The following is a 21,754-nucleotide window of genomic DNA, read 5'->3' as shown; positions in this document are numbered from 1 at the left end:
ATCTTTATGGCTTCAAGAAAAACAGCAAGCAAAAAACAATCAATTTTCAATAATAAATAATCAATCGGAATGGTCGACATTACACATAAAAATACAACATTAAGAATCGCAGTGGCGCAAGCTTTAGTTAAAGTAAGTAAAGCCGAAACTATCGAGGCTATTAAAAATGATGCAGTGCCAAAAGGCAATGTATTTGCCATGAGCAAAGCCGCTGGCCTACTGGGTGTAAAACGCACTCCGGATATTTTACCAGACTGCCATCCTTTACCTATTGAATTTACGGGTGTTGAATACGAAATTAACGGATTGGAAATAACCATACTTTTCACCGTAAAAACCATTTACAAAACTGGCGTTGAAGTCGAAGCTATGCATGGTGCCAGCGTTGTAGCATTGAATATGTACGATATGCTAAAACCTATTGATAAAGGCATTGAAATACACAGCATCAAATTACTGAACAAAAGAGGTGGAAAATCTGATTTTAAGGATAATTTCAGAAGAGATTTAAAAGCAGCGGTTGTGGTTTGTAGTGACACCATTTCGGCGGGCAATAAAGAAGACAAAGCTGGAAAGGCTATCATTAAAAAACTAGAGGAATGCAACGTTGAAATTTCAGAATATGTAATTATTCCCGATGAAAAAGAAATCATCACAGAAAAAGCAAAAAATTACGAATCACAAGGCATAGACATGGTCATTTATACCGGTGGTACAGGGCTTTCAGGCAGAGATGTTACCCCAGAAGCTTTAATACCTTTGTTGGACAGACGCATTCCTGGTATTGAAGAAGCCATTCGAAATTACGGTCAAGAACGAACGCCTTACGCGATGCTTTCTCGAAGTATAGCTGGTACTATGGGAAACACATTGTTACTCGCTTTGCCAGGCTCAACCACCGGCGCCAAAGAATCGATGGACGCTATTTTCCCATCGGTTTTACATGTTTTTAGAATTTTAAAAGGAGCGAGACACGATTAAAATGTTTATTCGAGGAGTCATTAAGTCGTTTAACCGATTACACAGCTCAGCGATTCAAAAATTAAACAGAGCGAAGAAATGAACGAAAATAATAACATATTACAAGATAAGTTTGGCAGAGACCACACCTATTTGCGCATTTCATTAATTGAAAGGTGCAATCTACGCTGTTCATATTGTATGCCTGCTGAAGGCATTCCATTAACTCCCAAGAGTCACTTAATGACTTATGAAGAGATTTGCGAAATAGCCAAAACCTTTGTTAAACATGGGGTTACAAAAATCAGATTAACCGGTGGCGAACCTTTGGTTAGAAAAGATTTTCCTGTTGTACTAGAAAAGTTAGCCACGCTTCCCGTTGAGCTTTCCATAACGTCAAATGCCGTTATAATCGATAAATTTATTGACGTTTTAAAGTTGAATGGTGTCAACAAAATCAATGTGAGTTTGGATTCGCTAAATGAAACTAAATTTAAACACATTACCCGTCGAAACGAATTCAAAAAAGTTTACGACAATATTTTATTGTTGGTTAAAGAAGGGTTTACCGTTAAAGTGAATGCGGTTTTAATGAAAGGATTCAACGACAATGAAATCATCGATTTTATAAATTTCACTAAAGATTTACCTGTTTCCGTTCGGTTTATAGAATTTATGCCTTTTGATGGCAATAAATGGGATATGAGCAAAATGGTATCGTACGCTGAAGTCATGGAACATGTCAATGCTTCTTTTAGTGAAGGTGAAATTGTAAGACTAAAAGATGCACCAAACGATACTTCAAAAAACTATAAGATAAAAGGTTATAAAGGTAGTTTCGCTGTAATAAGTTCTGTTACCAATCCGTTTTGCGATTCATGCAATAGGTTGCGCTTGACGGCCAACGGACAATTAAAAAACTGTTTGTTTTCTTCATCAGAATCCAATTTACTAACAACCTTCCGAGCTGGAAAACCTATTGAGCCCATCATTAATAAAGCGGTTAGCGCCAAGCTAAAAATGCGAGGCGGTATGGATACGCTTAAAAAATTAAAAGAACCAAAATTACACAATAACAATCGAAGTATGATTGCTATAGGGGGCTAATATGAACTGATTTTAAACAAATTAAAAGACAATACTTCTTCCTCATATTTTACAGTTATCTTATTACTGACAATATTGCTTGGTAACGGAATCTTTATTTTAAAATACGCTGAAGGATAGCAATAATTGTGATTGCTTTTTCCTCCGTCTCTATTTTCAGAAATAGTGGTTTTACTCTTCTCTGTAGTAACAACTAAGTCTTTTCCTGATACGTAAAAATTAAAATCTTCCCTAACATATCCAGGAATTTTTAATTCATAATGAAATCCTGTTCGGGTTTCCTGAACTTTAATATTATTCTTGCTAGGCTTATTTTGTGAATTATAATTTGATGTGTAGTTTGCACGTCTTTTGGACGCCTGAATGTTAATAGGGGACATAATAAAAGAATTAAAAATGATGTCTTAAAGAGGTATAGAATAGAATATATCTACCTAGAATAGTTCATCTTAAAGTTACATTAAAACCTTCATCAAAACAATAAAAATCAAACATTTAATAATTTCTTAACGAACTAGCCTTATCAGGTTATTAAACCTGGTTAATTTAAACTTCCTTATGCAACACTTTTGGTTTAAAACTACTTTTTGGTGCCTCGCAAATTGAACATTGGTAAGTTTCTGGTAAATTTTCAAAAGTTGTGTTTGGCAGGATATTTTGAGTTATGTCACCATAAACTTCATTGTAAATGGTAAGACATTCTTCGCATTGATACACTTCCTCTTCAATAGATTCTTTTATTGTTCTTAAATCTTCGCCATCTTCCCTTTCAGTTCCCAGTTGTTCAAAATACAACTGACTCAATTCCATGAGCAAGCCAGGCAATTCTACCATATCGACATCTTGCACGTGTAAAATATAATCCCTGGTATTCGGGTCGAAATTTTTTGCGTATAACAGGTTGTAGGTATCTCTAATTTTAAAACCACCTATAGATTCCGGCTTCTTGTTTTTTTCAATAACAATAGAAGTAAAATTATAGGTATCGCTATCGAAACTGGTAATTCCGAATGTTAATCCGTAGGTGCTAATATCGTTTTGGTCGAAATTGGTAACCAGATATTTTTTTAAATTAAGAGCACCCTTATCGTTAACAGGTAAATGCCAGTTCATTTCCAACATTGAATGTCGAACATTGATTCCGAATTTACCCAAAAATTTCTCCCATTGCAGTTTATGCTTTTGAGGAATACCTTTAACGATAAACGATTTCCATGGTGTAATGGATATTTTCCCAATTTTATTATCGGAACACAAATCGCACATGGCTTTTAAGAACTTTAAATCGTAACGATTATTACGCCAGTAAAGTCCGAGCCAATACCTATCGGTACCAATTCTGTTCATGCCTTCGTAATAAGGAAATGGGTAAAATGGCACATCCAACGGCTTATCAACGGTTCTATTATTGGTATCAACAGCATCGCTTACCAATTCAAAAAGGGTCTCAACATCTTCTGGCTCTTCTTGTAATACACTTTCAATAGCATGTTCTATCTTATCCATATCCCAACTATAAATAAGCGCTGGATACATCACCGTATTTTTCCATTCGGGAAGCCTTACATAGAGATACCAGTAATCTTCATGTTCTGATGCAATAAAATTTATATTACCCGTAAATAATGGCACCAAACGCTGTTTAGGGTCAGTAACGTTGATTCGTAATTTTGGTTTATGCTTAAACTGCTCAATGACATACAAATACCTATCACTGGTAAGCCAAGAGGTACTAGGCAAAATCTCAGCAGAAACATACGAAGAAGCAATGTTCTCAACACCATCTCTTCTGGGTTTAACGAATTTGATTTTATCAAACTGACTGAACTTACTTTCGTCTATTGCCTCAGGAAAAATAATGTCTTGGCGAGAACCAAAAGATATAGCATCTAAACCCAGTCCTTCTGCCGCTTCACAAATATATTTGAGTTCTCCAGGCGAAAGCACACCACCATTTATTCTTAATCTGTATGGTTCTTCCATTATGCTAATACTTTTGAATTATTAAGAATTTCCCTAACTTCTGTTTTACAACTTCCGCAACCCAATCCTGCACCTGTTTTATTACAAAGTTCAGTAAAATCGGCGCATCCTTTAGCAATGGCTTCTTCAATATTCCCTTCACCTACTTGACTACACGAACAAACCAATTTACCAACTACAGGCTCATTATTTGAAGAACCTCGCAATAAGGTCTCTCGTTTTTCGGCCATTTCAATTTTACTCTCTATCATGGTTTTAAATTCGGCAAATTCATTTTTATCGCCCATTAAAACCGCACCAATCAATAAATCGTCTTTAACAATACACTTTTTATAATAGCGTTTTTTAATATCGGTAAAAATGATTTCCTCATAACTATCGTCATTTTCAGGAACGCTAATTTCACCAATACTACACAGGTTTAAATCGTTAAACTTCAAAATGTTCATCAACACCGATCCGTTATAAGAACAACTGATATCACCAGCAATAAAGTTAGCCAAAATATTGGCCTGCTCTTCTGCTGCAGACGTAATTCCGAACAACTGATTATTAAACTCTGCAATTTCACCTATTGCAAAAATATCAGGATGCGATGATTGCAAATGCTGATTGACCTTAACGCCTCTACTACAAGCTATACCATTTTCTCTAGCAATTTCAATATTTGGAATGGTTCCAATAGCATAAACAATGGCGTTTGCTGTTATTAATTTTCCGCTTTTCAAAGTGATGTTTAGCTCCCCTGTATCTTCATCATCAAACACAGTGCTTACCTCATTATCAAAATATATTTGAATGCCACGTTCTTGCACATCTAAAGCCAATAATTTACTGGACACCTTATCCAACTGGCGCTCCATTAAACGCGAGCCACGTTGAACTATGGTTATTTTTACATTTTTATGTTTCATGGCTGCGGCCAATTCCAAACCTAACAAACCACCTCCAACAATAACTACATGCTGCTCTTCAGGAGGCAATCCTGTAGCATCTAAATAAGCCTTAAACTCGTCGGCATCTCTTTTGTTTCGCATGGTAAAGCGGCCTGGCAAATCAATTTGAACATCTTTTGGGATAAATGCTCGACTTCCTGTTGCTAGAATAAGTTTATCGAAAGTATGCGATTCATTACTGCTATCGGTAACAATTTTATTTTGCTTATCGATATCTGTTATGTACGTTTCGGGGTGACAATGAATATTCAGTTTAGACAATTCCTTTTGTTTGATTTTCAATAACTGCTCCCAACTTAATTCTTCAGTTACATACTCTGGCAACAACACCCTGTTGTAAAACAAATTGGGTTCTTTTGAAAACACATGTATTTCGTCGACTTCGTTAAATTCTCTATAATTTTGAACGAACCTGAAAGCCGCTGCACCAGCACCTGCTATAATAATTTTTTCGGTCTGTTTTTTATATTTTGAAACCGATACACGAGTGAATTTAAAATCGGGTTCCTTAGAAGTGGGGTCTACATGGGTATTGGTTAAATTGTTAGTCCGATTCAAATCGCTCTGAAGCTGTTTGCCCCAGTGCATTGGTAAAAACACAACGCCTTTTTTAATATCGTCGGTTACTTTTGCTCGTACCCTTACTACACCATTTTCACTTTTAATTTCGGTTATATTACCATCTTTAACCTTGTTTAAATAAGCATCAACTGGATTTATCTCAAGAACAGGTGTTGGGTAATGCGTTTTTAATCGCGACACCTTACCTGTTTTGGTCATGGTATGCCATTGATCGCGCACTCTTCCAGTAGTTAATATCAACGGAAAATCATCATTGGGCTGTACCGAGGTGTTTTCGATATGGCTTGGTATATTAAACTGGGCCTTTTGCGAGGGCGTGTAAAACTTTCTATCTTCAAAAAGCCTTGGCGTTCCTTTGTGCCTGTACTCTGGCACTGGCCATTGAAATGTGCCTTCGGTTTTTAGTCGTTCGTAATTTAAAAATGAAACATCAATATTAGTGCCTTTTGTCATGGCTGCGTACTCATCGTAAATTTCTTCGGAGTTGTTGTAGTTAAACCCTCTAAAGCCCATTCTACGTGCAAAATCACAAAATATTTCAACATCTGGCCTCGCTTCCCCTGGCGCATTTATTTCTTTGGGTAAATATGAAATTCTACGTTCAGAATTCGTCATGGTTCCTTCTTTTTCCAACCATGCCGCTGCAGGTAAAACCAAATCAGCATGAGCCACTGTATCTGATTTATGTGAAATATCCTGAACCACCACAAACTTAGCATTTTTCATGGCTTTTTCAATACGATGAGTATTGGGCATACTCACCAACGGGTTGGTACAAGCAATCCAAACGGCCTTCATTTTTCCGCTTTCAAGCGCATCAAACATTTCGGTAGCTGTCAATCCGGGTTTCGGGTTAATTTTATCAACCCCCCAAAATTGGGCAACTTCTCTTCGGTGCTCCTCATTCATTAAATCCTTATGGACTGCTAAAAGGTTGGCCATACCTCCAACTTCTCGACCACCCATAGCATTAGGTTGACCAGTTAAGGAAAATGGACCAGAACCTGGTTTCCCGATTTTTCCGGTAATAAGTGAAAGGTTTAATAACGAGACATTTTTATCGGTACCCACCACACTTTGGTTAAGCCCCATGGCCCACATACTTATAAAACCTTTTGAAAGCCCAATAATATCAGCTGCTTTTCGTATATCTTTTTCTGGAACACCACATAATTTCGACGCTTGTTTTAAAGAAGTCTTAAAAATTAAATCTTTATAATCGTCGAAACCTTCGGTGTGCTTATTTATAAAATCTTCGTCAATTAAACCGCGTTTGTAAAGACATCTGCCAATAGCGTTATAAAGAACTACATCGGTTCCAGGAAGTAATTGCAAATGCAGATCGGCAAAGTTTGCTGAGTCTGTTTTTCGAGGATCGACTACTATGATTTTTACTTCGGGATTTTCTTCCTTTCGCTTCTCAATTCGTCTAAATAAAATCGGGTGACACCAAGCTGGGTTTGCACCAGTAATTAAAAAACAATCTGCCAACTCAATATCTTCATAAGAAATAGGCACGCTGTCTTCTCCAAATACTTTCTTATAACCTACTACTGCGGAACTCATACACAAACGTGAATTGGTATCGATGTTGTTGGTTCCTAAAAATCCTTTGGTAAGTTTGTTTGCAATGTAGTACTCTTCGGTTAAACTTTGACCAGATACATAAAAGCCAACACTATCCGGTCCGTGTTTTTTTATTATGGATTTAAAAACGCTTGCCGCCCTGTCTAAAGCATCGTCCCAACTAACCCGCTCACGAGGGTGCGAACGGCTCCAACGCATTTCGGGATATAAAACCCTATCAGAAACATCATTAGCAACGTAATGAAGGTTCATGCCTTTAGAACATAGCATACCCTTATTTACAGGATGGTCTTTGTCGCCTTCAACAAAAACTTTATCGTTATTGTCTTTTTTAACAACAATACCGCAACCTACACCACAATAAGAACACGTTGTTTTTACTTCGCTTTTTACCATTTAAACCAACATTTTTATACTAAGTAATACATTTTATGAACAGAAAACAAATGCTTAACACATTATTCTTGATACCCTAAAAAAGAGCTTAATAATTTTTCAATCCGTAAAATTTCACGCTATAATTTGGCTATTTGCGCACACTTTTTTCCATATTATGACTTTACAGGAATCAAGTCTTTTTCTGTAACTTTTAAAGCTGAAGTTTCGGCGCTTTCTTCTTCAGTAGAAAACTTAATAGCCAATGCCGAAACAGCCGCTATCAACACCACAATACCAATAATAAAATAACCCGAAGATACAGCTGTTGATGATGCGGCTGATTGCGCTGCCTTTACAACTTCCTCACCTAAACCTTGGTTTGCGGATATGGCAGCCTTTTCTGCTACGGCAGACTGCGATTTTAACAACATAGCCGCTAAAAACGCTCCTACATTTCCTCCAGCACCAACAATACCGGACACTGACCCAATAGCTTTTTTATTAATAAAGGGCACCACTGAAAATGTTGCTCCCTCTGCCATTTGAACCGATAAACTAAATAATATCAAAAATACAATTCCTAATATAAGACTTGTTGTTGTAGAAAACGTCATGAGCATAACACCTTGCAAAGCTAAAATTCCAGATAGAAACAACACCCTTCCTCTTAATCCTTTCAATTTACCAAATCTATCACCAAAGAACCCACCAAGCGTTCTAGCAAAAATATTCATTAATGCGAAGGACAATACAATATTTCCGGCCGTAACTCTTTCCAGTTGAAATGTATTTTGCAAATAATCATCCATGGTGCCATAAACCGTAAGTTCAATACCAAAACTAGCAGCATAAACCAAGAAAAGAATCCAAGTTCTATAATCTTTTAAGACCGTGGCAAAACCTACTTGATCTTTCTTTTTTTCTATTTCAACACCTGATGCTCTTAACTCACTAAAATTTCCTTTAGGCGTATCTTGGGTAAAAAAGTAATAAACAATTCCCATTAAAAAACATACTACTCCAGCTATAACCATTGAATATCTCCAAGCATTCCCTTCAGCAACCCCAAGACCCACAACCGCAGCGGCTATGATTGGCATACCCAATCGGTTAGCACCACCACCAAGGTTACCCCAACCTGCAGATGTAGCATTAGCTGTTCCAACAATATTGGGCGCAAACATTAAAGAGGTATGCACTTGAGTAATTACAAATGAAGCACCAATAAAACCAATAAACAACCTACATATTAAAAATTGAAGTGGTGTTTGTACTAAACCACATAAAATAACAGGAATGGCCCCTAACATAAGCAACCAGGTATAACATAATCTCGGACCGTATTTATCACATAATTTACCAATAAGCAAACGTGCAAACACAGTACCGGAAACAGCCAAAATAATAGAATTCCATTTTTGATCTGGAGTTAGACCTAAATCCTTAACCACATCTGGCATAAAAGGAACAATACCAAACCATGAGAAAAAACACAGAAAAAATGATATGGCCGTAATCCAAAATGTACGTATTGAGACGTTTTTAAGGTCGAATAAATTAAGCTTTGTAGACTTTGTTTGTGTTAAATTTGACATAATACATTGTTTTATACGTACAAAACTAAGTATTTATACTTAATATATGTCTATAAAATTTACGTATTTACGTATTTATATCAGATTAACAATTTTAGAATGTTGTTTTTGACAATTTGGTAAAACCGGTCAATTTAGGTTTTGATTTTTTAATTATCATCACTCATTTAAAATAATAATGCTTAAACCAGTTCGTATTCTTTGGCTTTGTTGGTTAGCTCCATTAGGTTCTTCACTTCTAGTTTTTTCATTAGGTTAAAACGGTGTACTTCGGCCGTGCGCTTGCTGATTTGAAGTTCTTCAGCAATATCTTTATTGTTTTTTAACTGGAGAACCAATTTAAGTATTTGCTTCTCGCGCTTTGTTAGCTTAAAAGGTATTTCTTTGGGTTCATTTTTAGTAACGACTTTGTTGGTGTTTCCGTTTACAAAATTATTCATAATTATGGCAGAAACATCACCAGTAAAATACTTTCCACCCGAAGCCACATTATTCAAAGCTTTTAAAAACTCTTCTTTACTAGCGCCTTTCAATAAGTATCCATCAGCACCAGCCTGAATGGCCTGTACAACATATTCCTCTGAATCATGCATAGACAACACCAAGGTCTTTACATCTTTATAACGCTTATTAATTTCGCCAACTACTTCAATACCGTTCATCTCAGGCATTCTAATATCAACAATCAACACATCTGGCCTATTCTGCTCTACAATCTCCAATGCTTCTTTGCCGTTTGAAGCTTCATCAACCACAACAATACCGGTTTGATCTTCTAAAAGAGCCCGAATACCGTCTCTTACCAAAACATGATCGTCTGCTAGCACTACATTAATAACTTCTTTCATAATATTTTAAATTTATCCCTGCTTGTAAAGGTAAAACTAGGATGGCTTGCAACAAAAATAAGTATTTCATAATTAAACTACGTAGTTTAATTTAATGGAATGTTCAGGGTTACCCGCGTTCCCTTTCCTAATTCAGAATTAAGAAACAGTCTACCTCCAATATAATTTATACGTTCTCGCATAAATGTCATACCCATTCCGCCATCTCCGTTTTTAATCTTTTTTACTTTTTCAGGCTCAAAGCCCTTGCCGTTATCATCAATTACAATGCTTATAATATTTTCACTATGCGATAGCGACACCACAATATGCGTAGAATCGGCATATTTAATTGCGTTGTTTATGGCCTCCTGAACGATTCTATAAATATTAATTTCAGCTAACGAATCCAACCTTTGATTAAAATCGGTTTTATTAAAAAGCACAATTTCCTTGCCTGTAAGTCTAGTCAACTCATGGGTGAGTTTGGTTATGGCTGGTACAATTCCGTGGTCTGTTAATTCAGGGGGCGTTAAATTAAAAGTAGCTGTTCTTACACCCTTTATAATGTTCGATGTGAGTTCTTTTAGGTGTTCAATTTTAACAGTAGCCTTTTCAACATCCTTTGCATCTATACTTTCCAAATTATATTTTAAACCAGTTAACATCTGGCCAATACCGTCGTGAACATCTTTTGCTATTCGGTTTTGTTCCTTTTCTTGGTTTTCAATAATTTTACTAGAGATGATTTTTTGTTGGCTCATTTTCTCCTCGAAACTTTGTTTTGTGAGGCGTTCAATTTCTACCTGAGCCATTTTTCGTGCTGTAATTTCCGATGCAATAATTAACAATTCCGATTTATCTTCTGTCGGACTAAATGGTGTTATCGCCATTTCCAACCACACATCATCACCGTCTTTGGCTGTTGCCTTCACCTCACCCTGCCAACCTGTTTTTTTGTTTTTGGAAACTATCTCCTCTATAATCAACTGTTCAATTTCAACACTCGATAAAACGTTCCAAATCAATGTGCTATCACCAAACTTTGAAAACTTGAACAACCTTGAGAACTTATTACCCATATGCACGACCTGTCCATTAGGCAAAACCCTGGCGAACAATAGTGTTTCGTCCATGGCGTGACTAAGCGCACGCAATTCCTTAATAGACTTTTCTTTTGAAATGCTCAATTTATCAGCATCCATGGCCATTTTCTTGGCACGCTTTTCAGCCGACAATAATTCTGCTAAAGTATTTCTAACGCTTTTCGCTGTGGGCCAGAAAATAAACATAAACTCACCCAATAAAATGAGTAAGGTAAAACACATTAGCCAAATCTCGAGGTTGCGCAGCCAATCAACTTTTTCGTCAGCTTCCTGATCATATTGATTAACAATATCATCCATCATAGCTAGAAAACCAGCTTCATTAGCCTTTACCTTCTCAATATCAGCACTAAACGTACTAACCGGCAAAGGTGGTATATTTTCAATCTTCTCTATAATGGCCTTGGTGGCGCTTGAAATAGTATCAAAAACTGGATTTAAAGAATAAAATTTCTGACTGACCGCCTTACTATTTTTTTTAGGCAAGCCCAAACTATCATTTCCACGTTGAAGCGCGTAATGTGAAACCTCCCAAAGATGAAGGGTTTCTTTTATCTTATCTTTAAGGAGTAACCTTTTTTCCAAATTGGGTTCTGCCGATATTGAAACCACATCTTTAGTGAGTTTCTGGCTGAGCATACGCTGTCTACCGGCCACATTGATTACAGTAGAATCACTCTGTTGGTCGTTTAAGTGTTTTCGTATAAGAATTTGGCTAGCAATTACCGAAACGGCAATAGTGCTTAAAGCAATAATATATAAACGGCTTAATTTATCAAACGTACGTTGGTCTAATGAATTACCGCTTTTTGACATCTGTTTATAGTTTAAGAAATCGCTCTTTTAACGAGAGACAGGCCTTTATCTGAAAACGGCAACTTCAGTGCTTCCTCATGGCCTCTTTCAGACATTTTAACCCATGTTTTTTTCAAAATATCAATAACTTTATCATCCTCATGTTTGGCAGCAAACTCTTCAAAATAATAATCTAAAAACACCAAACAAATAGTGTCTTCCAAAGTTTGTGTCTCCTCATTTTTCTTAATGAGTTTTTTGTTTATTAAGAATGAAACACGGTCTACAAACTGTTGGTCGTAGCCCACTTGATTTAAAATTTCGGATGTGAGTTCTGCATGCATTTTTTTCAAAGTTTCACGCCATTTTAAATAACCCACTCGATCCATTGGGTATTCGTCCCTACCAATTTTCCATCGGCAAATATGTTGGGCCCGCGCTGCAATTTGTAATGCTTTCGAAGCATTGGGTTCAAATTGCAAAAGCTTACGCGTCATACGCTGAGAATACAAAAGTTCCTTAGGGTAGTTTAGTCCAAACACATCATAAGTATTAGTGTCTTGGCTGTTTTTTTCGTCTATTAGTGCTATCGCTGTTTCAAATCTGGTCGGTTTCATATTCAGTGTATTTTGTACTTATCATCAATCTGAAAAGCCAATATACACATTTCCTTCTTCAATTTTAACAGGATAAGTTGCAATTTTTAAATCTTCGCCGCCAAGATTATTTCCGTCCTCCAAAGAAAAATTCTTTTTATGCATTGGGCAAGCGACCTTTGGTATACCGTCCTTATCGCCAATCATCCCTAATGACAAAACCATTTCCATTTTATGCGGACATAAATTCTGGCAAGCATACCATTTATTGGTTCTCGAAAAATTATAAACCGCAATTTGTTTGGTTTTGTACTTAATACAAGCCCCACTGTTTTCTGGAAAATCTCCAACCAAACCTACTTTAAACCATTCTTTAACATCGGGTTCAGCGACTGTTTTGTACTGTTCTAGAATATCTTGCATAATTACAATGTGTTTTTTTACTGATTTTTAATTCCAAGCTTTTGGCATTTTTTGCTCTCTCATAGGCACAAACACCAAGTTATCGTCTGTATCATCAGAGTTAACAAAATGCCTGAAGCGTTTCATCATTTCTGGATTTTCTATAGCTTGTTTCCATTCGCATTCATATTTACCAATAAGACCTTGCATTTCGTGCTCAAGTTCCTCGGCAATACCTAACGAATCCTCAATAACCACTTGTTTTAAATACTCTATACCTCCTTCAAGCTTATCCAACCACGGTGCTGTTCTCACCAATGGCCCTGCCGTTTTTATATAGAACATTAAAAATCTATCTAAGTATTTTATGGCGGTTTCATCATCCAGTTGCTCGGCAAACAATATAGCATGTTTTGGAGTTGCCCCACCGTTTCCGCAAACGTATAGGTTCCAGCCTCCTTCAACAGCAATGAGTCCGAAATCTTTACCTCTGGCCTCGGCACACTCTCTAATACATCCAGAAACCCCACCTTTTAATTTATGTGGCGAACGTAATCCTTTATATCTATTTTCTATCTCGATGGCAAAGCTTACACTTTCGTGCATACCGTAACGGCACCAAGTAGAACCTACACAACTTTTTACAGTTCTCAATGATTTTCCGTAAGCATGGCCACTTTCAAAACCAGCATCAATCAATTCTTTCCAAATTAATGGCAATTCGTGAATTTGCGCTCCGAATAAATCAATACGCTGTCCACCGGTAATCTTAGTATATAAATCATATTTTTTTGCAACTTCACCCAGTACAATTAAATGTTCGGGGGTAATTTCACCTCCAGCAACTCGCGGTACTATAGAGTAAGTTCCATTACGCTGTATATTCGCTAAAAACCTATCATTGGTATCTTGAATAACAGGTTGTTTATTTGGTGTTTCCATAGTTATTGTTGCAAAAATGGAAGCCAATGCCGGCTTACAAACCTCGCAACCGTGACCTTCACCAAATAAGTTTAAAGCCTCTTCGTAATCTGCAACTTCGTTTACTTTTATTAAATCGTAAAGCTCCTGACGGCTAAAACTAAAATGCTCACAAAGCACTTCTTTAACCTCTTGTCCAAGTGATTTAAGCGTTTCGTTTACTAAATCTACCACCATCGGCTTACAACCTCCACAACCTGTAGTTGCTTTGGTTTTTTCGATAACATCTCCTAGATTTTGGCTGTCACCATCTGTAATAGAACAGCAAATATCGCCTTTGGTAACACTTTCGCAAGAACAAACCTGAGCCGCATCTGGAATATCCAAAACACTTCCAAAAGAAGAGTCGCCTTCTCCCCTAGCACCAATTACCAATTCTTCGGCATCTTCAGGTATTGGCAACCCATTTAAATATATTTGATGGAACATATTATAATCGGAAGCATCACCTATTAGAATACCCCCAAGTAATTTTTTTCCATCATGGCTAATGTTTATACGCTTATAAAGATTTTTAGTTTTATTTTCAAAAATAATGGAATAGCCTTTTTCAACCGGCATAAAAGGCACACCGTAACTCGCCACGTCAACACCGATAAGTTTAAGTTTGGTAGACATGTCGATATCATCGTTCATCACCACATCCGTATTGCCCAAAATTTGTTTTACAGCAACATCGGCCATATCGTACCCCGGTGCCACTAAACCATAAATCATTTGGTTCAACAGCGCCACTTCACCAATAGCAAAAATTTCCGGGTCTGAAGTTTGCATTTTATTGTTTACTACAATACCGCCACGCGTACCCATTTCAAGACCACAGGTTTTAGCCAACTCATCTCTTGGTCTAATACCCGCAGAAACGACAAGCATTTCAACATCAATTTTATCATATTCGCCGAACTCCATTCCAGTAATGGCCTTCTCTCCCAATATTTTGTTGGTGGCTTTTGATAAATGAACGTTTATACCAATAGATTCTATCTTTTCTTGAAGTACTTTACTACCTCGAGTATCCAATTGTCTAGGCATTAGTTTAGGCGCAAACTCCACTACATGAGGCTCAAACCCCATATCCATAACAGCTTTAGCCGCTTCTAAACCCAACAGTCCACCACCCAAAACAGCGGCTTTTACTTTTTCTTCTCTCCCTTCTTGAATTTTATCAGCATACGCAAGCATACCCTCCAAATCTTCAATTGTACGGTAAACAAAAACACCTTTTTTCTCTATACCCTCAATATTGGGAACAAAAGGTAACGACCCCGTTGCCAATACTAAATAATCATATTTATAATTGATATCTTTTGTGGAAGTTACTTTTTTTGAAGACCTATGAATATCAGTAATGCGCTCACCTGTTACCAATTCAATACCATGCTCTTCATACCACTCACGAGGTGCCATTTCTAATGCTTTGGCATCCTTGTTTTCAAAGTACTCACTTAAATGAACCCTATCATAAGCTGGTCTTGGTTCTTCACCAAAAACAGTAATTTTAAAGTTCTTACTTTCAGGTTGTTCTACTAATTTTTCGCAGAATTTATAACCAACCATACCGTTTCCAACTACAATAATTTTTTGCATATCTAAGTATTTATAAGGCAAATCTAAGTATTTATACTTAATTATAATTTATTTATACTAAGAATTTTACGTAGAACGCTAATTATTGAAGTTTTCTCAAATTCAAATGATGATAATTGGTTTTTAGAAAATTTAAAGGATTGGTTTTTGATGAAACCTTAAACTACTTCAATGGTTATTACAATACTCTTTGAAGCGGGTGTTTTTGCAGTATGTGCAAAGTTATCGAGCGGCACAAGCGGATTGGTTTCTGGAAAATAAGTAGCACAACAGTTTTTTGGGATATCGTATGCCACCACTTTAAAATTTTTAACGGTTCTAGTGACGTTGTTAAAAACCGACTTCAAATCAACCACTTGTTGGTCTTCTAAATTGCGAGTTTTCATATCTTCTTGGTTCATAAATATGATGCGTCGTTCGTTAAAAATGCCGCGATATCTATCATCTAAACCATATATTGTAGTGTTGAATTGGTCATGACTGCGAATGGTCATCATAATCAATTCGTTATTTTTTAATTTCCATTCCGGAAGTTTATTAATCGAAAAATTGGCTTTTCCTGTTTTAGTTTTGAACTTTCTAACTCGTGCTCCGTTTGGCAAATAAAATCCGGATGGCTCTTTAATGCGCTCATTGTAATTCATGAAACCGTCAACAACCTCAGCGATATCACTCCTCACTAGGTTATAGTTATCTTTGTAGGCCAACCAATTTATGTTAGAGCGTCCCTTTAAACTCGCATTAGCAACACCGCACACCACAGCAACCTCACTTAAGAGCCATTTTGAACATGGCTCTAAAACGCCTTTAGTGGAAGACACAATTCCCATAGAGTTTTCTACAGATTGAATTTGAAGCCCCGTTTTTTGATAATCTTTCTCGGTACGCCCCAAACATGGCAAAATAAGTGCCTCTTTGCCCGTTACCAAATGTGAACGATTTAATTTCGTACTCACATGAACGGTTAAACTACAATTGGCCAGAGCCTGTGCAGAATAATACGTATCAGGAACAGCCGAGATAAAATTCCCGCCTAAACCAAAAAATACTTTAGCTTTGTTTTCATACATGGCTCTAATAGCATCAATCACTGAATAGCCGTGGTTTGAACTTGGCTTGAATCCGTATTTGGCTTCAATTTTATCTAAAAATGCTTGAGGTGCAGCTTCCCAAATACCGACAGTTCTGTCCCCTTGAACATTACTATGGCCACGAACGGGACAAGTGCCCGCTCCTTCTTTCCCGATGCTACCCTTTAATAACAACAAATTGACAAGTTCGCGTATATTATCAACCGCATTTTCGTGTTGCGTCAAGCCCATCGCCCAACAACATATAATTTTATTGTTGTTTAGTATGATATTGAAAACTTCTTCAAATATTTCTCTTGAAACACCAGAAGCATTAAGGCAATCAATGAAATTATAAGTTTTTAAATCTGAAATAAAAGCGTCGAATCCATTTGTATGCTGTTCAATAAATCCTTTATCGAATACATTGCCCAATTCTTCTTCTTTTTCCAAAAGCTTCAGCAGTAAAGCTTTTACAAAAGCCACATCACCGTTGATGGTTATCGGGACAAAAACATCCGTGATTTGCGTTCCTCCAGTGAGCATTTTTATGGGACTCTGCGGATTAGTAAATTTTATCAAACCAGCCTCGGGCAACGGATTGATGGCTATAATTTTACCTCCATTTTTTTTGCATTCTTCGAGTGCGGTGAGCATTCTGGGGTGATTGGTGCCCGGATTTTGACCAATGACCACTACCACCTCAGCCTTATACAAATCATCTAAAGTTACTGAACCCTTTCCAATACCTAAGGTTTCGGTAAGCGCCTTCCCACTTGCCTCATGGCACATATTAGAACAATCGGGTAAATTTGATGTACCAAACTCACGTACGAAAAGTTGATATAAAAATGCCGCTTCATTAGTGGTTCTGCCCGAAGTGTAAAACACGGCTTCATCAGGAGAGTCAAGATTATTTAAATGTTTTCCAACCTTTTCAAATGCTTCTTCCCAAGAAATGGGTTGGTAGTTTGATGCCCCTTTAGCCAAAAACATCGGTTCTGCCAACCTGCCCGATTTACCAATTTCAAAATCGGACCAAGTAGACAACTCATCAATAGAATGTTTTCTAAAAAACTCAGTTCCAATAGTTTTGTTTTGAGCCTCTTCGGCAATGGCTTTCATCCCATTTTCACAATATTCACCCAGCGATGAACGCTCATCGTCTGGGTCTGGCCAGGCGCAACCTGGACAATCAAACCCTCCTTTTTGATTTATTTTTAATGACAGCTTAAATGCATCAGCAGGTTTCATGTACTTTGTAACCTGACCAATGGCCGACTTCACAGCATCGAAACCAGCACTATTTACCGCAGGATTTGTGGTTTTTAAGTCCAGAAAATGCTCTGGGGTTTTGGCTTTATCTTGAGGAGATGAACTCATGTTTTATTTACTAAAATTTTGGGCTTTAGCCTTATGGTAATCTTCTTTAGAATCGATATCCATATTCACAAATGACGCTTTCAGAATATCAACAAAATTTTTGTTTTTTTTAATAATCAAATGGGCACCCTCATCCTTACTTAGTTCAGACAATTCAGTAAAATAAAAGTTATCAAAAAGCACAGGAACACCTAGCTTTCCATCATTATATTGGGTTGCTAAAATCTGCTTGTTATTTGGTGTGAAAGAATCAATCATTTTCATTAAATAAGCACTTGTAACAAAAGGCTGGTCTGCTAAAATAATCATTAAAGCCTCTATTTTAGACTTCTTTGACATAAAATACAAAACCGCTTTAGAAATAGAATGGCCTAACCCACTATTCCACAAATTGTTATTAATGATTTTTACCGGGTAATCTTTTAACTGTTTATTTATCTCATTGTAATGAGCTCCTAAAACGACTGCGACATCATTAACATTAACCTCTAGCACATTTTTAACTACGTGTTCAATAAGCGTAGTTTTCTTCCATGAGAGCAATTGCTTGGGTTCACCCATCCGACGAGATTCTCCGGCAGCCAATATTACTATGGCTACATGAGGTGATAAAGTTTTCATGACATGAATTTTTAACTTTTGTGAATTTTACCCTTTTTCTTGCTTAACGAAATGGTATCTCGTTTTCTAGCAACTGCCAAAATCTCAGAAATAATGGATACCGCTATTTCCTGCGGCGTTTCAGAGCCTATATCAATTCCAGCGGGCCCGTGGATGATATCTAAAAGTTCTGAATCTATTTCTGGACAATATTCAATGAATTGAGACAATAAATCCTCACGGCGTTTCGTTGGCCCCAGAATACCAATGTAAATAGGTCGGCTTTCTTCCAAAGCAACCAAATAGCGTAAATCCTTTGCAAAATTGTGCGACATTATCACCACAGCAGTTTGCTCATCAACAGGAATTTCTGAGACTTCCTCGGGTGAAATGGAAAAAAATTGATTCGCGCCATGGAAGTTTTCAATAGTTTTAGCCTCGTTATGACCAGTCACAATCGTAACCTCCCAGCCGGTTAATGCCGCATATTTACACAACTGAACTGCATCATGCTCGGCACCCAAAATAACCAGTTTAAAACAGGGTGGCATAGTTTGAGTGAACACATTTAAATGTTCGGGTTTTGACAGTTGTTTTCCTTGAATAGAAAAATCGTTATTATCTATTTTTACGATCGAACCCATTTCAGGAACAGAACCAAGTTCTTTGCTGAAATATGATTGAATTTGAAAAGCATGTCGGCTTTTAAGACAATCTTTAAAAGATTTTTCGAAAGTTGCATCGGGATGAAACAACTCCAACAAAATATATAAAACGCCTTCGCAACCCAATCTATATTTACCGTCGTAAGTCATTATTTTTGGTTCTTCAGTCTTGAAAACAGATTCAGATTGCAATAAAATTTCCTTTTCAACGCATCCTCCACTAACCGCACCAATCATTTCTCCGTTCTCAAGAATGAGCATTCTAACACCAGGTCTTCTATAAGATGAACCGTCTAGTCCTACAACCGTAACAAGCACTGACTTAAGCTTACTTTTTTGAGCCTGTAATGCTCGTAGAACGATTTCTTTGAATTCGTGCGTCATATCTTAACTGTATTTTAACCAACAACAGGTTTTGAAGTCATAAATGGCTGATCGTAATAACGCTTTCCAGTGGCCTTATAAAGTGCATTAGACAACGCTGCTATTGCGGGCGGCAAACCGGGTTCCCCCAATCCTGTTGGAGCAATTTCGTTTTCAACAAAAAACACCTCAATATCTTCTGGGGCTTGAGCATGACGAATTAATTGGTATCTATCAAAGTTCATCTCATAAGGAGCACCATTATTAAAGGTAAGCTGACTGTACATAGAATGTCCTACGCCATCAATAACAGCACCTTGCATCATGTTTTTCGCCGCATCACGGTTTATCACAATGCCACAGTCAACCGCACACCATACTTTCTTTATTTTTGGGTCTCCATTTTCCATAGCTATATCAAACACCTCGGCAACATAAGTAGAATGACAAAAATAAGCTGCCACACCTCGATAAACCCCTGGTTGTGTCTCGCCCCAATTCGATTTTTCTTTAACTAATTTCAAAACACCTGCATAACGTTCAGCCTCATAATCATTCTTTTCACCTACAGGATTTTTTATGGCACGCTCAAACAATTCCAATCTAAAATCAATGGGGTCTTTTTCTGCTAATTCAGCCACCTCGTCTAAAAAAGCTTGCTCTGCAGCCGCAGTAAAATTAGATCTTGGTGCACGCCATGCCCCAGTAGTTATATTTGTTTTTTCTTGAATTTCCTCGGCCAAATAATGGTCAACCACACCAGCTGGAAAACGATTTGGAAAGACCGGGCTTTGAGGTAACCCTGTTCCCCTTACCGAAAATGCTATGAGATTATTATTTTCATCCAACCCAGCTTTATACCTTGAACTGTATGCCGGTCGATACGTTCCTTGCGTCATATCATCTTCCCGAGTATAAATAAGCTTTATGGGAGCACCTGCCTTCTTTGAAATAGCTGCTGCTTCAACACCAAAATGCACGTAAAGTCTTCTTCCAAACCCACCGCCCATTCGGGTCATGTTTACAGTTATATTTTCAACAGGCATGTCTAGCAGTTTTGCAACCGACTTTTCAAGTGCGTCTGGCGTTTGTGTAGGGCCAACTAATTCGACGCTATCCGTAGTAACATGAGCAAAGAAATTCATGGGTTCTAGAGTATTGTGCGCAATAAACGGGCAACTGTAAGTACGCTCAATAACTTTAGCCGCTTTTTTAAAAGCCGCTTCCGGATTCCCATCTTTTCTACTTTCTTTTATAGTTCCCGAATCAAGCGATTTTGCCAAAAGTTTGTTATGACTCTCGGTACTCTCCAATGTATCAGCAACCTCCCAATTAGCCTTCAAGGCTTTTTTGGCCTTCATTAACTGCCATGTTGATTTACCCACAATAGCAATTAAATTCACGAAGCCTCTTTCGTCAAACCACCCCGGCTCAGATGATGTAATGTCTATTGCAAACGCATCTATAACACCTGGCATTGCTTTAATCTCTTCTTCATTAAAATCTTTCAATCTCATTCCGAATGCAGGCGGATGCTGAATCATGGCCAGTTGCATACCTTCTCTTTTAAAGTCTAAACCATACATTGGCTCACCTGTTACTATTTTATGCCCATCCACATTTTTGACACTGGTTGAAATGAGCTTAAAATCTTTTGGTGCTTTTAGCTCTACCTCTTCTGGAACTTTAATTCCAACAGCTTTTGACGCGATTTCACCATAACCAATGCTTCTATCACCATTTACTTCTTTTATAATACCGTTTGAAACTGATAAATCTGAAACCGTTAACTGCCATTCTTTAGCGACCGCTTCTAACAACATACGTCTTCCAGTGGCTCCGGCCATTCTTAGGGCATTCCAACCACGACGAATGGACTGGCTACCTCCTGCAAATTGATTTTGATAAATCGCCGTATTCAGGGGAGCCTGTTCTACCACAACGTTTTTCCAATCTACATCCAATTCTTCAGCAACAATCATGGGCATTGAAGTTCTCACGTTTTGCCCTATCTCTGGGTTTGGAGAATAAATGGTTACTAGTCCCGTATCTCCAATTTTTATAAAGCCATTTATCTCAAACCATTCATTTGGAATGGCTATTTCTTCTTTTAAATTTTTATCTGAAACGCATCCTGTTAGCCAACTAAATCCAATAAGCATGCCTCCTCCAGCTGCTGCAGAAATCTTTAAAAATGAACGACGGTTGTACTGTGTTTTTATTTTTGTCAT

The 21,754-nt window shown here is 37.3% G+C and carries 15 protein-coding genes; 2 read left to right on the top strand and 13 right to left on the bottom strand.

Going from position 1 to position 21,754, the window contains the following annotated elements; translation table 11 throughout:
• Window positions 1–69 precede the first annotated feature (69 nt).
• Together moaCB and moaA are read left to right on the top strand one after the other, a co-directional pair.
• Window positions 70–981, top strand: coding sequence for a bifunctional molybdenum cofactor biosynthesis protein MoaC/MoaB (gene moaCB, locus ACIEHO_RS05020; RefSeq protein WP_406969292.1), 912 nt, complete (start codon window positions 70–72; stop codon window positions 979–981).
• 78 nt (window positions 982–1,059) lie between these two features.
• Complete coding sequence (moaA, locus tag ACIEHO_RS05015; protein ID WP_406969290.1) at window positions 1,060–2,067, top strand: GTP 3',8-cyclase MoaA; 1,008 nt, start codon at window positions 1,060–1,062, stop codon at window positions 2,065–2,067.
• Here moaA and ACIEHO_RS05010 read toward each other — a convergent pair.
• The 13 genes from ACIEHO_RS05010 to ACIEHO_RS04950 all read right to left on the bottom strand — a co-directional run bounded on the left by ACIEHO_RS05010 (window position 2,064) and on the right by ACIEHO_RS04950 (window position 21,754).
• On the bottom strand, window positions 2,064–2,447 hold the full coding sequence (locus tag ACIEHO_RS05010; protein ID WP_406969288.1) for an Hsp20/alpha crystallin family protein: 384 nt from the start codon (window positions 2,445–2,447) through the stop codon (window positions 2,064–2,066). The genes moaA and ACIEHO_RS05010 overlap by 4 nt on opposite strands.
• 166 nt (window positions 2,448–2,613) lie before the next feature.
• Entirely contained in the window at window positions 2,614–4,050 is a 1,437-nt protein-coding gene (locus ACIEHO_RS05005) for a rubredoxin (RefSeq protein ID WP_406969286.1), read from the bottom strand.
• Window positions 4,050–7,571, bottom strand: a complete 3,522-nt coding sequence (locus ACIEHO_RS05000; RefSeq protein WP_406969284.1) for a molybdopterin-dependent oxidoreductase — start codon at window positions 7,569–7,571, stop codon at window positions 4,050–4,052. Before ACIEHO_RS05000 ends, ACIEHO_RS05005 begins: the two co-directional genes overlap by 1 nt.
• Before the next feature lie 155 nt (window positions 7,572–7,726).
• Window positions 7,727–9,148, bottom strand: a complete 1,422-nt coding sequence (locus tag ACIEHO_RS04995) for an MFS transporter (RefSeq protein ID WP_406969282.1) — start codon at window positions 9,146–9,148, stop codon at window positions 7,727–7,729.
• A 182-nt stretch (window positions 9,149–9,330) separates the two neighbouring features.
• On the bottom strand, window positions 9,331–9,996 hold the full coding sequence (locus ACIEHO_RS04990) for a response regulator transcription factor (RefSeq protein WP_406969280.1): 666 nt from the start codon (window positions 9,994–9,996) through the stop codon (window positions 9,331–9,333).
• Between the two features lie 86 nt (window positions 9,997–10,082).
• A complete protein-coding gene (locus ACIEHO_RS04985; protein WP_406969278.1) occupies window positions 10,083–11,897 on the bottom strand; it encodes an ATP-binding protein in 1,815 nt (604 codons plus the stop codon).
• Between the two features lie 11 nt (window positions 11,898–11,908).
• Window positions 11,909–12,493: a DUF4202 domain-containing protein gene (locus ACIEHO_RS04980; RefSeq protein ID WP_406969276.1), complete on the bottom strand. Its 585-nt coding sequence runs from the start codon at window positions 12,491–12,493 to the stop codon at window positions 11,909–11,911.
• 24 nt (window positions 12,494–12,517) lie between these two features.
• Entirely contained in the window at window positions 12,518–12,895 is a 378-nt protein-coding gene (nirD, locus tag ACIEHO_RS04975) for a nitrite reductase small subunit NirD (RefSeq protein ID WP_406969274.1), read from the bottom strand.
• A gap of 27 nt (window positions 12,896–12,922) precedes the next feature.
• A complete protein-coding gene (gene nirB / locus ACIEHO_RS04970) occupies window positions 12,923–15,442 on the bottom strand; it encodes a nitrite reductase large subunit NirB (protein ID WP_406969272.1) in 2,520 nt (839 codons plus the stop codon).
• A gap of 158 nt (window positions 15,443–15,600) precedes the next feature.
• On the bottom strand, window positions 15,601–17,895 hold the full coding sequence (locus tag ACIEHO_RS04965) for an FdhF/YdeP family oxidoreductase (protein ID WP_406969270.1): 2,295 nt from the start codon (window positions 17,893–17,895) through the stop codon (window positions 15,601–15,603).
• A gap of 3 nt (window positions 17,896–17,898) precedes the next feature.
• Window positions 17,899–18,516, bottom strand: a complete 618-nt coding sequence (locus ACIEHO_RS04960) for a nucleotidyltransferase family protein (protein WP_406969268.1) — start codon at window positions 18,514–18,516, stop codon at window positions 17,899–17,901.
• Between the two features lie 11 nt (window positions 18,517–18,527).
• The gene (locus tag ACIEHO_RS04955; RefSeq protein ID WP_406969266.1) at window positions 18,528–19,544 is read right to left on the bottom strand and encodes an XdhC family protein; all 1,017 of its coding nucleotides are present in this window, start codon (window positions 19,542–19,544) and stop codon (window positions 18,528–18,530) included.
• A gap of 14 nt (window positions 19,545–19,558) precedes the next feature.
• A complete protein-coding gene (locus ACIEHO_RS04950) occupies window positions 19,559–21,754 on the bottom strand; it encodes a molybdopterin cofactor-binding domain-containing protein (protein WP_406969264.1) in 2,196 nt (731 codons plus the stop codon).

The sequence above is a fragment of the Flavisericum labens genome (assembly GCF_045446075.1).
In the GTDB taxonomy this organism is placed as follows: domain Bacteria; phylum Bacteroidota; class Bacteroidia; order Flavobacteriales; family Flavobacteriaceae; genus Flavisericum; species Flavisericum labens.
The sequence above is the reverse complement of the archived record's forward strand: the minus strand, read 5'-3'. Positions and strand labels throughout refer to the sequence as shown.